The organism is Bacillus sp. FSL K6-2431, assembly GCF_038005165.1.
In the GTDB taxonomy this organism is placed as follows: Bacteria; Bacillota; Bacilli; order Bacillales; family Bacillaceae; genus Bacillus; species Bacillus pumilus.
In genome coordinates this window covers 214563-232089 of sequence record NZ_JBBOSQ010000001.1, presented here as the reverse complement: position 1 = coordinate 232089, position 17527 = coordinate 214563, and the positions used below count along the sequence as shown (strand labels likewise).

Below are 17527 nucleotides of genomic sequence, written 5' to 3'. Positions count from 1 at the left end.
GGGAATTTGTATAATCAGTACGACAACAAATGTCCCTTTTGCGGAAAAAAGCATGATTGGCAACCTCATTACAGAAAATCTCGTCACGATAGACCTCTATTTGATGACTGCCCTCTTCTTAAACGAGAATGTAAAAAGAACAAAGTTGTTAAACATCACAGCACTTGTGCTAAAGCAAAAGGACGGAAAAAAACAAATAATAAAATTGTAAAAAGAGGTCCTACTGGTGCAACCGGAGCTACCGGTCCTACTGGAGTTACTGGTGCAGGGTTAACAGGTATTGAAGCGTTTGATCCGGTAATCAGCCCTACTTACCAAGTAGGGCAAGTAGTGACCTTTAATGGCAGTACGTATGTAGTAAATACTGCACCACCGACAGGTACACCAGATACTTCCCCAGACTACACATTACTGGCTGCAGCAGGATCAACTGGTGATACGGGAGCCACCGGAGATACCGGGCCTACTGGAGACACTGGTGCAACCGGAGTTACCGGTTCTACTGGAGTTACTGGTGTAACTGGAGATACCGGCCCTACTGGAGTTACTGGTGCAACCGGAGATACCGGCCTTACTGGGGCCACCGGAGTTACCGGTCTTACTGGTGCAACTGGTGCAACCGGAGATACCGGTTCTACTGGAGTTACTGGTGTAACTGGACCAACAGGTGCAACCGGAGGTACCGGCCTTACTGGGGCCACCGGAGTTACCGGTCCTACTGGAGCTACTGGGGCAACCGGCTCTACTGGAGCTACTGGGGCCACCGGAGTTACCGGTTCTACTGGAGTTACTGGTGTAACTGGAGGTACCGGTCCTACTGGACCAACAGGTGCAACCGGAGATACCGGTCCTACTGGAGCTACTGGGGCAACCGGAGATACCGGCTCTACTGGAGCTACTGGGGCAACCGGAGTTACCGGCTCTACTGGAGCCACCGGAGTTACCGGTTCTACTGGAGTTACTGGTGTAACTGGAGGTACCGGTCCTACTGGACCAACAGGTGCAACCGGAGATACCGGTCCTACTGGAGCTACTGGGGCCACCGGCTCTACTGGAGCTACTGGGGCAACCGGAGTTACCGGTCCTATTGGACCAACAGGTGCAACCGGAGTTACCGGTCCTACTGGAGCCACTGGGGCAACCGGAGTTACCGGCTCTACTGGAGCTACTGGTGCAACCGGAGATACCGGTTCTACTGGAGTTACTGGTGTAACTGGAGGTACCGGTCCTACTGGACCAACAGGTGCAACCGGAGATACCGGTCCTACTGGACCAACAGGTGCCACCGGAGATACCGGTCCTACTGGAGCTACTGGGGCCACCGGCTCTACTGGAGCTACTGGGGCAACCGGAGATACCGGTTCTACTGGAGTTACTGGTGTAACTGGAGGTACCGGTCCTACTGGACCAACAGGTGCAACCGGAGATACCGGTCCTACTGGAGCTACTGGGGCAACCGGAGATACCGGCTCTACTGGAGCTACTGGGGCAACCGGAGTTACCGGCTCTACTGGAGCCACCGGAGTTACCGGTTCTACTGGAGTTACTGGTGTAACTGGAGGTACCGGTCCTACTGGACCAACAGGTGCAACCGGAGATACCGGTCCTACTGGAGCTACTGGGGCCACCGGCTCTACTGGAGCTACTGGGGCAACCGGAGTTACCGGTCCTATTGGACCAACAGGTGCAACCGGAGATACCGGTCCTACTGGAGCTACTGGGGCCACCGGCTCTACTGGAGCTACTGGGGCAACCGGAGTTACCGGTCCTATTGGACCAACAGGTGCAACCGGAGTTACCGGTCCTACTGGAGCCACTGGGGCAACCGGAGTTACCGGCTCTACTGGAGCTACTGGTGCAACCGGAGATACCGGTTCTACTGGAGTTACTGGTGTAACTGGAGGTACCGGTCCTACTGGACCAACAGGTGCAACCGGAGATACCGGTCCTACTGGAGCTACTGGGGCCACCGGCTCTACTGGAGCTACTGGGGCAACCGGAGTTACCGGCTCTACTGGAGCCACCGGAGTTACCGGTTCTACTGGAGTTACTGGTGTAACTGGAGTTACCGGTCCTACTGGACCAACAGGTGCAACCGGAGATACCGGTCCTACTGGAGCCACTGGGGCAACCGGAGTTACCGGCTCTACTGGAGCCACCGGAGTTACCGGTTCTACTGGAGTTACTGGTGTAACTGGAGGTACCGGTCCTACTGGAGTTACTGGTGTAACTGGAGATACCGGTCCTACTGGAGCTACTGGGGCAACCGGAGTTACCGGCTCTACTGGAGCTACTGGGGCAACCGGAGTTACCGGTCCTATTGGACCAACAGGTGCAACCGGAGTTACCGGTCCTACTGGAGCCACTGGTGCAACCGGAGTTACCGGCTCTACTGGAGCTACTGGTGCAACCGGAGTTACCGGCTCTACTGGAGCTACTGGTGCAACCGGAGTTACCGGCTCTACTGGAGCTACTGGGGCCACCGGAGGTACCGGCTCTACTGGGGCCACCGGAGATACCGGTCCTACTGGAGCTACTGGTGCCACCGGAGTTACCGGTTCTACTGGAGTTACTGGTGTAACTGGAGGTACCGGTCCTACTGGACCAACAGGTGCAACCGGAGGTACCGGTCCTACTGGACCAACAGGTGCAACCGGAGATACCGGTCCTACTGGACCAACAGGTGCAACCGGAGATACCGGTCCTACTGGACCAACAGGTGCAACCGGAGATACCGGTCCTACTGGAGCCAATGGTGCAACCGGAGTTACCGGTTCTACTGGAGTTACTGGTGTAACTGGAGATACCGGCTCTACTGGAGCTACTGGTGCCACCGGAGTTACCGGTTCTACTGGAGTTACTGGTGCAACCGGAGATACCGGTTCTACTGGAGTTACTGGTGTAACTGGAGGTACCGGTCCTACTGGACCAACAGGTGCAACCGGAGATACCGGTCCTACTGGACCAACAGGTGCAACCGGAGATACCGGTCCTACTGGAGCTACTGGGGCCACCGGAGATACCGGTCCTACTGGAGCCACTGGTGCGACCGGAGTTACCGGCTCTACTGGAGCCACCGGAGTTACCGGTTCTACTGGAGTTACTGGTGCAACTGGAGGTACCGGTCCTACTGGACCAACAGGTGCAACCGGAGTTACCGGTCCTACTGGAGCTACTGGGGCCACCGGCTCTACTGGAGCCACCGGAGATACCGGTCCTACTGGACCAACAGGTGCAACCGGAGATACCGGTCCTACTGGAGCTACTGGTGTAACCGGAGTTACCGGCTCTACTGGAGCCACCGGAGTTACCGGTTCTACTGGAGTTACTGGTGTAACTGGAGGTACCGGTCCTACTGGAGCCACCGGAGATACCGGTCCTACTGGACCAACAGGTGCAACCGGAGTTACCGGTCCTACTGGAGCTACTGGGGCCACCGGCTCTACTGGAGCTACTGGTGCAACCGGAGATACCGGTTCTACTGGAGTTACTGGTGTAACCGGAGTTACCGGCTCTACTGGAGCCACCGGAGATACCGGTTCTACTGGAGCCACTGGTGCGACCGGAGTTACCGGCTCTACTGGAGCCACCGGAGATACCGGTTCTACTGGAGTTACTGGTGTAACTGGAGGTACCGGTCCTACTGGACCAACAGGTGCAACCGGAGATACCGGTCCTACTGGACCAACAGGTGCAACCGGAGATACCGGTCCTACTGGACCAACAGGTGCAACCGGAGATACCGGTCCTACTGGAGCCACTGGTGCGACCGGAGTTACCGGCTCTACTGGAGCCACCGGAGATACCGGTCCTACTGGAGCTACTGGTGCAACCGGAGTTACCGGTCCTACTGGAGCCACTGGGCCTACTGGTCCAACTCAAACGGCTCTTTATGCCGGAAATACAACGGGGCCTACAATCATTACTGTTCTTGGTGGTACGAACATTGCTTTACCAAGTAATCAAAATATCAATGGATTTGCACCGAATGGTTCAAATGATACTTTTACTGTACAACAAACAGGTAAATACTATATCACATACCAAATTAATACAACAGTTGCACTTTTAGTTAGTGCACGGCTACTTCTTAATGGAGCCACTGTCATCCCAGGTTCTATTCAATCACCGGTGGTCTCAACCACATTTATCAGTAACACATTGATTGTGAATTTAACTGCTGGAAATACGATATCATTGCAATTGTTTGGGGCAGTTGTAACAGCTATTTTAATTGGTGGAGGTGCAACCGGGGCATCCCTAACAATCATAAGACTCAGTTAACGAAAAAAAGAAGGGCTACTTTAGCCTTCAGATTGTAGAGAAACTCATGTTTTTCTACAATCGTTAGGTTGAATAAAAAAGGCATCCCACACACGTTTTGTTTTCCTCTCAACCGGCAATAGCGAAGCCCATGCAGTTGTTTTGAATCTGCAAGGCTTCGCTCTATTTTTCTTTTCTTTTTTTATATAGCTCTTTTCCAGAGGCAGACAGACGATTTTGTCTGATCTTTTCTTGTGTTCCTCTCCCATACATGTCTGGAGATCACTTTTTGATGATTTTTCGATCTTGTACAGCTCTCAAGGAAAGAGATGGAAAATATCTAAGAAAAAAATAAAGCTGTCGAGATTTTCTCGACAGCATGAGAAAGGCTTTTTCAGCCTTTCTTTTTTATGTCTTCTATGACATTTATACATTGTTCAATATCATCAGATTGTAAGAGGTGAAAAATAGATTGGATGACGGTAAACTCTAAATTCCACCATTCTAATAACTGAAGTTTTTCGATGATTTCAGATGAAAACCGGTATTTCATGAGCTGCTGCGGATTTCCTGCGGCAATCGCATATGGAGGCACATCTTTTGTGATGACACTATTTGCACCAATCACTGCTCCGTTCCCTATACATACTCCTGACATGATTGTTGCTCCATAACCAATCCAGACGTCGTGTCCTATGTGGACATCTCCTTTTGACTTTGGATGTCCTTTAATGTGAGAAGCTTCCTTGAAAATTTGATTAAACGGATACGTTGTGGCCCAATCTGTACGGTGTTCACCGCCAAGGAAAATTTTGACTTCGTTTGCGATGGAACAAAACTTTCCAATGTTTAATGTTGTTCCTTCCCCCCACGTCAGCACTTGGAAATCTGGTCCGGCATAAGAAAAATCACCGATATTGTACGCGCTCAGTTCATTTCTTTGATTCAAATACATAGAAGATCAGACCTCCTGAAAAGTGATAGATCTTCGTATGTATATGCTGCTTCACACTTTTACATTATGACTGCACTAGCGCTACAATCTGTTTTTTCTTCCATACGAGCTGATAGTAGCCGTATTGAAGGAGTAAGTTCACGAAAAAAGCCGCAGGATAGCCAATCCAGATGCCCTTGATGCCAAGGGTTGTGTGGTGCGATAGCACATAAGCGACTGGTACTTCTACAAGCCAAATGGAACAAATACTAAAGATCGTTGGCCATAGCACTGTTCCGCTTGCTCTCATCGTGGCTGCAACAATTTGGGCTGTTCCAAAAATAAGATAGCTCCATAATGTAATGACAACTAAGCTATAGGCAATGTCAATCGTCTTAGAATCTGTTAAAAAGATAGATAAAATCTGCGGTGCGAAGAGATAAACAATGATAATAATGAATCCGCCTATGGCAAAATTGAGTCCTAGCCCGATTTTTATCACATCTTTCAATCGGTTGATATTCCCTGCGCCGATGAATTGTGCTGCAAAGATCGAGACCGCGATGCCAAGACTCACCGCCGGCATCTGCACATAGCTCACAACTTGATTGACAACACCATAGGCAGCAGTCGCCTGTGATCCATAATCATTGACAAAGGAAATAACAGCAATTTCTGATAAAGAAATAAGGATCATATTAATGCTCGATGGAATGCTGAGCTTTAATAATGTTTTTAGTAGATCCCCTTTCATCAATAAATGCTTTCTAACCGATGCATCGATGCGAAGCGGGTGTTTTGTTTTATATAAGTAGATATGTAGAATAATAAACGTCACAATGGTTGAAATCACAGAAGCATACGCAGCACCGTATAAACCAAATGCCGGCAGTCCCAGCCAGCCAAATAATAAAATCGGCAGCATCAAAATATTCGTTGCCGTACTAATCATTAAGAAATAAAAAGGCGTTTTTGAATCCCCTGTCCCTCGCAGGAAAGTCGTGTAAACAAAATAAAGAAATAAGATCGGCATTGAGATGAATAGAATTCTGGCATAAGCCGCACTTTCCTTCACGATATTCGCAGGTGTTCCCATGAGATTTAAGATATCTGTTGCAAAAAAACCTCCAATGATTGCTAAAGAAAGTCCGATTAAAAAAGTAAATGAAAGCGTTGTGCCAATAATTTCTTTTAATCTTTGTTCATTTTTTGCTCCATACGCTTGTCCAATAAGGATTGAACTTCCCGATCCAATTCCGATGGAAAAAGAAACGAGTAAAAAGAAAAGCGGAAAGAATGCAGAAATGGCAGCTACTGCATCCTCTCCAATCCATCTGCCGACAAGGACAATGGATACAAGCTGTCCGATTGATTGCAAAATATTGCTAAGCAAAAGCGGGACGAGAAAAATGGACATGGTTTTTACTAAAGATTGATTGTTATCTAACGTCATGGTGGTTCTCCTTCTCTATCTAAAGATTCTCAGCTAAAATGCTAACAATGTGGTCTTCTATCTCTTTCCCTTTCTCGTCATCAACAAGATGATTTAATAAAATGGAAAAAGCGACCGTCTTTCCACTCTTTGTGTCAATATATCCAGAAAGTGTACTGACCGTAGTTAATGAACCTGTTTTTGCACGTACTTTTTCTAGTGTAGCTGGTTCTTTCAACCTGTTTCTTAACGTCCCTCCCACCATTCGTTCACTTGCCCCTGCTAACGGAAGCGCATGTTCATAGGTCTTAAACCATTTTTCCTTTTGAATGTTTGTTAAAAATAACGTGAACTGGTTGGCAGAAACAAGGTTAATAGGTGAGATGCCTGACCCATCTCGCAGCACTGCAAGAGATGGATCGATGCCGAATGCAGGAAGCCGTTCATTCATCACATCCAGTCCATCTTCAAAGCTCCCTTTGCTTTTCACTTGTTTTCCAAGTTCCTTCAGCAACATTTCTGCTTGGGTATTGTTGCTGAGTTTCATCATGGGAACAAGGAGCTCTGATAAAGGCATCGATGAATGGGTGGCAATTTTCTTGGCTTTTTTAGGAACTTGTTTTATTTTAAGCGGTCCTTTTACGTGAATCCCTTCCGCCTTTAACGCTCGTTTCATTAAATCTAACGCATAAGAGGATGGTTCCCATAACGCTACCCATTGTCTAGATACACTCGCTTTCACCGGAATGGTGCCAGTCAAAGTGATTTTGTTGGTGCCGTGAGAGCGCTTAAAAGAAATCTTCTTTTTCCCTTCTTCTGGCACGGTTTTTACTTGATTGATGACTTGAGGGACAGAAGTCTTCGGAATCATGTCATAGGTGGCTTTTTGCCCAGCTTTTTTGCCTGGCTTTACTTCGAGAATCACGGTTCCTGCATCAAAATCTTGATTCGGTGAAGCCGTGAGAGCAGAGATTTGTGCACCGTAATATTGATCCTCATCACTCCAAGGTAAATCAATCGAATATCTTGTGTCATCATACCATGTATCGTCTGCCGCAAGCTGTCCGCGAATTGTATGTATTCCGACCTTTTTCACTTGTTTGGCAAGTGCTGCAAAATCCTCTTCTAATAAAGTCGGATCCCCGGTACCGCGTAGATACAGGTTGCCATGTAACGTTTTCTTTTGAATAGAACCATCTATCCAGATGTCTGTCGGGAATGTGTGTGTTTCTCCTAGTATATCAAGGGCGATGGCTGATGTGAGCAGTTTCATATTAGAAGCAGGAGTAAGACGAATATCGGCTTGATGTTCATAAAGAAGAGAGGAGTCAGAAGTATCGCGGACGCTGATGCCAGAGATCGCGCCCTCTAAATCAGGTGCTGTTCGTATAAATTCATCTAAAGCTGTCACCCACGGCAGTGAGTCGTCACGAGCTGTCAGTTGATCATCTTTTGCTGAAAAAGGGAGAAATAAAATCGACAGGATACATATGTGTAAAAACAAGATCTGTGAAAAACGCTTCATACAATCCCTCCTTTTTAGTCGCAGCCAATTTTAGAAGAATATGTTCATTATACACAAAAGAACGTTTGTTCTCAAAGGTTTTTTAAACAGAAAAGTCAGCTTTCTTTGACGAAAACTGACAAGCTCTTTACCTTTTTTCTGGATTCCAGCCATCGGTTCCGCTAAGAACAGCTTGCACTGTGATTTGACTTGCTTCGTTTTTCGATAAAATACTGGACCATTTTACGCGGGTTGCTGCGTTGCTTCCTGCTCCTGTCGATCCATATTCTTTATATCTTGCTGTTCTTTCGTTATCACGGTTATCCCAGTTATGCCAACCCTCTGCCTTAATATGATCATCCATATTTGTATAGAGGAATGTCACAGCAGAATGAGGCCGCCACGGACGTCCTAAATATACCGATTGAGCAGCAGCCGTCCCCTTTTTGAGCGTAGAATCGATGAATACATATCCATACTTTTGCGCTTCTGTTGTGGATGCTGCAGTAATATACCCATTTCCAAGACTTTTTATTTCAGCTCTTTTAAACACGGCTGTGGCTGATCCGAAAATAAAATCGACCGTTCCTTCGATATAGCAGTTTTCATAATATTGCCGGCCTGTACCTGTTGCATAAAGTGTATCTTGATACCCTAAAACTCGTATTTGTTTAAACGCAGCCCGGTCGCCGGACACGTACAGTGCAACCGCCTGACCAGCATGTCTGCCAGCCGTATTTTGAAAGGTGATATTTTCTGCATAAAAGTCGTTCGCACGAATCATTGTGCTTGAGCTATTTGTTGTGCTGCCAGTACTTGCATTTGTATCATGATACGTCAGAATCGTCTTGTATTGGTCTTCCCCGATAAAGGACACGTAAGGTTTATTTTGCGGAAGCAGGATTTTTTCTTTATACACACCATTTTTAATATAGATCGTTACGCGCTGTTGATTGTTCACTGGAATCGCATCAATGGCAGATTGAACGGTTCGAAACGAGCCATTTTCCTTTTGATCGACCACAAGAACGCGATTTGTTTGATTCTGATGTCCGGCTGCTTGAAGTGAAGCTGAGTTCAATAATAATAAAGACAAGACGACTACAAGCCATACCTTTCCATACTTCATCGTGCATCTCCTCCTCTTTGTGAACGTTTTCAATCAAACATTCTTTTTGATCCTATTCATGACACGCACAAAAAAACACCCACTTATAGATGTTATGGATGTTTTTTGGACTTTTCATATTTCATTGCATAAATCCCTTCATTTTCAATCCATTCACAAAATAGAACGTCTCGATAGGAAGAAATGTGCTGCTTTTTTAATTGCTCACTCAGCCATGTTTCATCGAAGCCAGCTTCTTGTAAATCTTTTTTTAAAATTTCACCGTCAATAATAAACGTTCTAGGTAATTTGACTTCTTTTCCCTTCACGTTCACATCTTCTGCGGTGGCTGTTGCGTATTTCATTTTCGGAAGAACGCTTACCGAGCCGTCTGTTTCCAAAATGGCATATTCAATTTCATTCAAAGCAAAATGACCCTTCGCGCGAATCAGTGTTTGTAGCTGATTGAGATCCAGCATATTTTTCTTTAAACGTTTGTAGTGAATCTTCCCTTGATCAATGACAAGTGTCGGTCTTCCTTCTAAAAAGGCTCGAATACCTTTAAAGCGCTGTGAAAACCATTCAACTGTATAGAGAAGAACGCCCCATACCGCAACAGCAAACAAAATGTGCTGAATCTTGACTTCTGGGTCGAAAATGGCGTTTCCGACCATTTCGCCTAAAATCAGTGCAGAAATAAAATCAAACGGCGTGATTTGTGCAAATTGTGTTTTCCCTAATAATTTTATTATAGAAAATAAGGCAAAAAATCCGATAAACAGTTCAATCAAAATATTAAAAAATGGCACAAACATACCTTCCTTTCAAAGTGCATTTACCTACAGCATGCACATGAAAGGAAGGATCTAAACCGTTTACAAAGTAAAACGTCGTCTCCCTCAAGCAATGAGTCATATACTTTGACGCATCCATGATCTGGTGCTTGAATGTCACCTCATGTAAGATGGCTTTTCAAATCAGCTCACTGCCTAGAGCGGAAAAAAGTGATAGTAAATCAAAATATCTGATTCATAAAAAGCCATGACCACTCTTCGGTCATGGCTTTTCTTTATATGTGTAAACACCCTTTGTTTGACCTATTTTGGCAGAACCGAACTCCCCATTAAATAACGGTCTACCTCGTGCGCCACTTGTCTGCCTTCATTAATTGCCCAGACAATCAAGCTTTGCCCGCGTCTTGCATCTCCCGCTGCAAATACGCCTTCTACATTTGTTGTATACTCCCCATACGTTGCGTCAATGCGATTGTTTTTGCTGTCCACGCCAAAGTGTTTCACGAGTGGCTGTTCAGTTCCCTCAAAACCAATTGCAATAAAGACTAGCTGAGCCGGCCATACCTTTTCTGTCCCTGGAATCTCATGAAATTCAAACTTCCCTTGTTCGTTTTTCACCTTTTCCATTTGAATCGTATGAAGCTCTTTTAATTTTCCATTTTTGTCTGCCACAATTTTTGTGGTTTGAATGGAATATTGACGCGGATCTTCCCCGAATTTTGCTTGTGCTTCTTCATAAGCATAATCGAGTGAGAAGACGTAAGGCTGTTCAGGCCACATGTTATCCCCTACACGTGTATTTGGAAGCTTCGGATGCTTCCCGAACTGAACAACACTTTTTGCTTTTTGGCGAAGTGCAGTTGCAACGCAATCTGCACCTGTATCTCCCCCGCCAATGATAATCACGTCTTTTCCTTTTGCATCAATGAAGTTTTTGTCTTTAAATCCTGAATCCAGCATGCTTTTTGTTGCGAGGGTCAAATAATCCATCGCTAGGTGAATCCCTTTAGCTTCCCGGCCTTCAATCAACAGGTCACGCTGCTTTTGTGCACCTGTACAAAGGATGACCGCATCAAACTGCTCTTTCAGTTCATCGGCAGTGACATCGACGCCAATTTCTGTGTTCGTTACAAAATCAATGCCTTCTTGTCTTAGCAGTTTGACTCTTCGTTCCACTACTTCTTTGTCCAGCTTCATGTTTGGAATGCCGTATGTCAGCAGTCCGCCAAGGCGATCAGACCGTTCGAACACTGTGACGGCGTGGCCTGCTTGGTTTAATTGATCAGCACTTGCAAGTCCTGCTGGTCCTGAGCCGACAATGGCAATCTTCTTGCCTGTACGGCTTGAAGGAATTCTCGGTGTGATCCATCCATTTTCAAAGCCTTTATCAATGATGGTGCGTTCGATATTTTTAATCGAAACAGCTGGATCATTGATGGCGACTGTACATGACCCTTCGCAAGGCGCTGGACACACTCTCCCAGTAAATTCAGGGAAATTATTTGTTTTTTGCAGTCTTTCGAGCGCTTCTTTCCATCTGCCTCGATACACAAGGTCGTTCCATTCTGGAATTAAATTGTAGATCGGGCAGCCTGACACGCCGCCTTTGATCTCCATCCCAATTTGACAAAACGGTGTGCCGCAATCCATACATCTAGCGCCCTGCTTCTTCAATACGTCATCTGTATAAGGAGCTGAATATTCTTTCCAGTCATTTTGACGAGTGAGAGGGTCACGTTCATTTGGCTTTTCTCTTTTATAATCCATAAAACCTGTTGCTTTGCCCATTGTCCTCTCCCCTTTCTTAATGAGCGAGGGCTGCTTTTTGCCCGTTTGCCGTTTCTTGATTTTTCGGTTTCGTGTTTGCTTCAAAGGCATACATGACCGCTTCCTCATGACTAAGGCCCGCTTGTTTTTGTTCTTCAATGCTTTGAAGCATCATTTTGTAATTTCTCGGAATGACCTTGATGAATTGATCCTTTTCTTGCGCCCAGTTTTCTAAAAGTGCCGAAGCTTTTGCGCTGTTTGTATAGTGAAGGTGCTCTTGAATCAGCTGTTTCACTTCTTGCTCTTCATCGTGATCTGTGAGTTTTTCAAACATGATCATTTCCATGTTGCACATTCTTTTGAACTGTTTCGCATCGGATGTATGGACATAAGCTACGCCGCCAGACATTCCTGCGCCGAAGTTCTTTCCGACGTCTCCTAAAATGACGACACGTCCGCCAGTCATGTATTCACAGCCGTGATCACCGATTCCTTCAACAACCACCTGCACGCCTGAATTACGAACGGCAAAGCGCTCACCTGCACGCCCGTTAATATAGGCTTTTCCACTTGTCGCTCCGTAGAATGCGACGTTTCCAACAATGACATTTTCATGTCCATTTTGTACAAAGTGATCAGATGTTTTGACCGCAATTTTGCCTCCAGAGAGTCCTTTGCCGATATAGTCATTTGAATCACCTGTTAAATAGAGAGACATGCCCTTTGGCACAAATGCGCCGAAGCTTTGTCCTGCGGAACCAGTGAACCTTAGTGTGATCGTATCCTCTGGCAAGCCTTCTTCCCCGTAGCGTTTAGACACTTCACTTCCAGTAATGGTTCCGGCCACACGATTGATATTGCGAATATTCAATGATAGATCAACCGGTGTTTGATGATTCAACGCTTCCTGTACATAAGGGAGGATTTCATTCATATCCAGTGATTCATCAATTTTATGATTTTGCGGTGTTCTGAATGTACGAGCTCCTTCTGGCTGATAAAGCAGTGTTTCAAGGTCTAGCTGGCCTGCTTTCCAGTGAGCTTTTGCTCGTTCGCTAACTCCTAGAACATCCGTGCGTCCAATTAATTCATCCATTGATGTAAAGCCGAGTTCCGCTAAGATTTCTCTTACTTCCTCTGCAATAAACATCATGAAATTCACAATATGGTCAGGGTTCCCCATGAATTTTTTACGAAGCTCTGGATTCTGTGTAGCGACGCCGACTGGGCAAGTATCTAAATGACATGCTCTCATCATCACGCAGCCCAATACGACAAGTGGAGCTGTCGCAAAGCCATATTCTTCTGCTCCTAATATCGCAGCCATGACAACGTCGCGACCAGTCATTAACTTTCCGTCCGTTTCAAGAACGACTCTCTCGCGAAGGCCGTTTAACACAAGGGTTTGATGCGCCTCTGCCAAACCGAGCTCCCAAGGAAGTCCTGTGTGTTTAATACTCGTTTTCGGCGAAGCTCCTGTGCCGCCATCGTATCCACTGATCACAATGACATCCGCCGTTCCTTTTGCAACACCTGCTGCAATCGTACCAACGCCTGCTTTAGACACAAGCTTGACGCTGATGCGGGCATCACGGTTCGCGTTTTTCAAATCATGGATCAGCTGCGCTAAATCCTCGATGGAATAAATATCATGATGCGGCGGTGGTGAAATCAATCCGACGCCTGGTGTAGATCCGCGTACATCGGCGACCCAAGGGTATACTTTATTTCCTGGCAGCTGTCCGCCTTCTCCAGGCTTTGCTCCTTGTGCCATTTTAATTTGCAGTTCATCTGCATTGACCAAATAATGACTCTTTACGCCAAAGCGGCCAGAAGCAATTTGTTTAATCGCACTTCTGCGATCATCGCCGCGTTCATCAACTGTAAAGCGTGCAGGATCTTCTCCGCCTTCTCCGCTGTTACTTTTACCGCCAATTCGGTTCATGGCAATCGCAAGTGCTTCGTGCGCTTCTTTACTTAAAGACCCAAATGACATGGCGCCTGTCTTGAATCGGCGCACGATGGATTCAGCAGATTCAACGTCTTCCAAACGAACTGGTTTTTGTTTTGGCTGGAAAGCAAATAAATTTCGAAGGAAGCCGATTCTTTCTTCGTCCGCTGCCTTTGTATATTGCTTAAATAGATCGTAATCTTCATTGCGACATGCCCACTGAAGCGTATGGATCGTTTTTGGATTAAAGGCATGGTGCTCACCATTTTTTCTCCACTGGAAGTCACTTCCTGATTCGAGTGTTTGGTCAGTCGCTGCCTGATACCCTGCTTCATGACGAAGTTTTGCTTCATGTGCAATGGTCTCAAGGTCAATCCCGCCAAGCTGAGAAGCTGTTCCCGTGAAATACGCCTGAATGACGTCTTCACTAATACCAACGGCTTCAAAGATTTGGGCTCCTCTATAGCTTTGCACAGTGGAGATTCCCACTTTAGACATGACTTTGACGACACCTTCGGTTACGCTTTTACCAAACTTAGTGACTGCTTCATCAAAGCTGAAAGAGATCGCTTCTTCTGCAATCAGCTGTTTGTACGTTTCATACACAAGATAAGGATGGATTGCATCTGCTCCGTAGCCAATCAGTGCGGCAAAATGATGAACCTCTCTGACTTCTCCAGATTCAACGATCAGACTCACCTTTGTCCGTAAGCCTTGACGAACAAGATGCTGATGCAGTGCACTTAGCGCTAGAAGTGGTGGAATCGGCACTTTTTCTTCCGTCATTTCACGATCGGAAAGAATTAATAAAGATACACCTTCGCGGATCGCTTTTTCCGCCTCTTCAAACATCGCATCCAGCCCGCGCTTTAAATCATCGGTGAAAAGAGTATGAATCGTTTTGCTTTTAAAGGCATTATGAACAATTGTTCTCAAACCGTTAAACTGCCCGCTTGTTAAGACGGGTGTATACAGTTTAATTCGTCGGCATGAATATTCATTCGGATGTAAAATATCTCCTTCAGCACCTAACCACGTCATCGTAGATGTCACAAGCTGCTCACGAATGGCGTCAATCGGCGGGTTCGTCACTTGTGCAAACAGCTGCTTGAAGTAAGAAAACAGAGACTGCGCACGATCTGATAACACAGCAAGCGGAGTGTCGCTTCCCATTGAACCGATTGGGTCCTTGCCTTCTTCTAGTAAAGGAATTAAATACTTTTGAATGTCCTCGTACGTATAATGGAAGGCACGCTGGCGCGTCAATAAATCATCCATTATACTAGAATTTTCTGAATTTTCTTCCGAGCGATTGACGTGCACCATTTCTTCATCAAGCCATTTTTGATAAGGAAGTTCATTCGCAATCGTCGATTTCACTTCTTCGTCAGAAATAATTCGCCCTTCTTCTAAATCAATTAAAAGCATTTTACCTGGCTCAAGACGATCTTTATACTTCACATCCTCTTCATTTGTGTCGATCACACCGACCTCAGAAGAGAAAATGATATGATCATCATTTGTGACATAGTATCTTGCCGGTCTTAATCCGTTTCGGTCTAAGATGGCTCCGATTTGTTTACCATCAGTAAAGGAAATAGCTGTTGGCCCATCCCACGGCTCCATAAGAGAACTATGGTATTCATAAAATGCCCGTTTTTCTTTCGACATGTGCGTGTTTTCAGTCCATGGCTCTGGAATCAGCATCATCGCTGTATGAGCAGGTGTTCGGCCTGCAAGCACAAAGAATTCAAAGGCATTGTCTAGAATGGATGAATCACTTCCGTCTGCATTCAGCACTGGCAAAATCTTGTCTAAATCGTCTCCGAAAGCTTCAGATACGAATTGTTGTTCTCTTGCTCTCATCCAATTGATGTTTCCTCTTAATGTGTTGATTTCACCGTTGTGAATCAAATAGCGGTTTGGATGGGCTCTTTCCCATGTAGGAAATGTATTTGTACTAAATCGTGAATGAACAAGTGAAAATGCAGAAACAAATGTTTCATCCTGAAGATCAAGATAAAAAGCATCGACTTGATCTGATGTTAAAAGCCCCTTGTATACAATGGTTTGACTCGACAGGCTGACAAAGTAAAATTGCTTTTCCTCTGCTGTCCCCCAGTTCTCAGCCTGCTTACGAATGACATATAATTTTCTTTCAAATGACAAACGATCTGTGATCTTGTCATTTGCCCCGATAAAGACTTGCCTCACAACCGGACAGCTCTTCGCTGCGACAGTACCAATTTTCCCGGCATCAATAGGAACTGTTCTCCAGCCAATTAATGTTTGACCTTCTTGTTTAATGAACCCGTTGATTTTTTGCTCGATGGCTTGGCGCGTTTTCTCGTCATCCTCTTTTGAAAAGAAGACCATTCCTACCCCGTAACGGCCCTTTTCAGGAAGTGCAAAGTCTTTGCAGCTTTTTCTAAAGAAAGCGTCTGGTAGTTGTACCATTAAGCCGGCACCATCACCTGTATACGGATCACTGCCTTGCCCGCCGCGGTGATCAAGCTGGCACAGCATTTGTAATCCCTTTTTGACGATGCTGTGTGTCGCTTCCCCTTTTAAATGAGCGTACAGTCCGATCCCACATGCATCATGTTCAAATTCAGGACGGTAGAGACCTTGTGGTTGTGGTAGTTGATTATAAGTCATCGTTTCTCTCCCCCGTTTAAAAGATCCGTTTTTTCACAGTAATAAAATCTCACAAACTCTGTAACTTATTTTAAGTTTTCAAATTAATATAAACAATATATAATTTAGATGAAAACAATCTCTTTTTGAGATAGATGGGTGTGAAGTGTAAAAATGGAGCTTCGTCAGTTACGTTATTTTGTAGAAGTCGCAGACCGTGAACACGTGTCAGAAGCGGCTGAAAACTTACATGTTGCCCAATCTGCGATCAGCCGGCAGATTGCGAATTTAGAAGAAGAGCTTGGAGTGGCCTTATTCGAACGAGAAGGACGAAATATCAAATTAACGAAGATCGGCAGACAATTTTTAGATCATGTCAGAACGGCTCTAAAAGCCATTGATTATGCGAAAGAACAAATTGATGAATATTTAGATCCACACAAAGGAACCGTCAATATCGGCTTTCCTACTAGCCTAGCAAGCCAAGTGCTACCTTCTGTCATTTCCGCCTTTAAACAGGAATACCCAGAGGTCGATTTTTTACTTCGTCAAGGATCCTATAAATTTCTCATTGAAGCTGTAAAAAATCGAGATATTGATCTCGCCTTTTTAGGACCCGTACCGACAAACGATCCTCAAATAGAAGGACATATTTTGTTTTCAGAAAGCATTTATGCCTTGCTGCCTGTCAGCCACCCCTTTAGCGGACAAAGGAGTATTCATTTAAGTGATTTAAGAAAAGATCATTTCGTGTTATTTCCGGAAGGATATGTCCTGAGACAAATTGCGGTTGATGCTTGTAAGCAGGCAGGTTATGAGCCAACCATTTCATCAGAAGGAGAAGATTTAGACGCCATTAAAGGTCTCGTATCAGCGGGTATGGGAGTTACCTTATTACCCGAAAGCGCCTTTTATGAAACCACACCGCGCTTTACAGTGAAAATTCCGATCGATTTTCCGCAAGTGAGAAGAACGGTTGGAATTATTGCTTCTAAATCACGAGAAATGTCTCCTTCTGCTCATGATTTTTATGTGTTTGTGAAGGATTTCTTTTCTAAAATTGAACAATATAAATAATTCATTAAAACAAGACATTTCATTTGTGGAAATAATCCCTCTTTGTATATGATGAGTTAC

Annotated in this window: 9 protein-coding genes and 1 pseudogene; 2 read left to right on the top strand and 8 right to left on the bottom strand. The window is 45.4% G+C overall.

The annotated features are described in order from the left end of the window. Window positions 1-6: 6 nt before the first annotated feature. Window positions 7-4284, top strand: a complete 4278-nt coding sequence (locus MHH40_RS18800; RefSeq protein ID WP_445661687.1) for a beta strand repeat-containing protein — start codon at window positions 7-9, stop codon at window positions 4282-4284. Window positions 4285-4378: 94 nt separating this feature from the next. Here the strand turns inward: MHH40_RS18800 and MHH40_RS01205 are convergent. The 8 genes and pseudogenes from MHH40_RS01205 to gltB all read right to left on the bottom strand — a co-directional run. Next, a pseudogene (locus MHH40_RS01205) lies at window positions 4379-4585 on the bottom strand (transposase); the annotation flags it as partial. A 72-nt stretch (window positions 4586-4657) separates the two neighbouring features. Then, window positions 4658-5218, bottom strand: coding sequence for a CatB-related O-acetyltransferase (locus MHH40_RS01200; protein WP_050943960.1), 561 nt, complete (start codon window positions 5216-5218; stop codon window positions 4658-4660). 64 nt (window positions 5219-5282) lie between these two features. Continuing rightward, complete coding sequence (locus MHH40_RS01195; RefSeq protein WP_050943959.1) at window positions 5283-6650, bottom strand: MATE family efflux transporter; 1368 nt, start codon at window positions 6648-6650, stop codon at window positions 5283-5285. A gap of 19 nt (window positions 6651-6669) precedes the next feature. Next, on the bottom strand, window positions 6670-8154 hold the full coding sequence (dacB, locus tag MHH40_RS01190) for a D-alanyl-D-alanine carboxypeptidase/D-alanyl-D-alanine endopeptidase (RefSeq protein WP_340900552.1): 1485 nt from the start codon (window positions 8152-8154) through the stop codon (window positions 6670-6672). A gap of 127 nt (window positions 8155-8281) precedes the next feature. After that, window positions 8282-9262, bottom strand: a complete 981-nt coding sequence (locus MHH40_RS01185) for a pectinesterase family protein (RefSeq protein ID WP_050943957.1) — start codon at window positions 9260-9262, stop codon at window positions 8282-8284. A 92-nt stretch (window positions 9263-9354) separates the two neighbouring features. Then, window positions 9355-10056 (bottom strand): DUF421 domain-containing protein, encoded by a 702-nt coding sequence (locus tag MHH40_RS01180; protein ID WP_170966009.1) that lies wholly within the window; start codon window positions 10054-10056, stop codon window positions 9355-9357. A 282-nt stretch (window positions 10057-10338) separates the two neighbouring features. After that, window positions 10339-11823, bottom strand: a complete 1485-nt coding sequence (gene gltD / locus MHH40_RS01175; protein ID WP_340900551.1) for a glutamate synthase small subunit — start codon at window positions 11821-11823, stop codon at window positions 10339-10341. 16 nt (window positions 11824-11839) lie between these two features. Beyond that, the gene (gltB, locus tag MHH40_RS01170) at window positions 11840-16411 is read right to left on the bottom strand and encodes a glutamate synthase large subunit (RefSeq protein WP_050943954.1); all 4572 of its coding nucleotides are present in this window, start codon (window positions 16409-16411) and stop codon (window positions 11840-11842) included. Between the two features lie 153 nt (window positions 16412-16564). Between gltB and MHH40_RS01165 the strand changes: the two genes are divergently transcribed. Then, window positions 16565-17467 carry a LysR family transcriptional regulator gene (locus MHH40_RS01165; protein WP_050943953.1) on the top strand — a complete coding sequence of 301 codons (903 nt, stop codon included), beginning with the start codon at window positions 16565-16567 and terminating at the stop codon, window positions 17465-17467. Window positions 17468-17527: the final 60 nt, after the last annotated feature.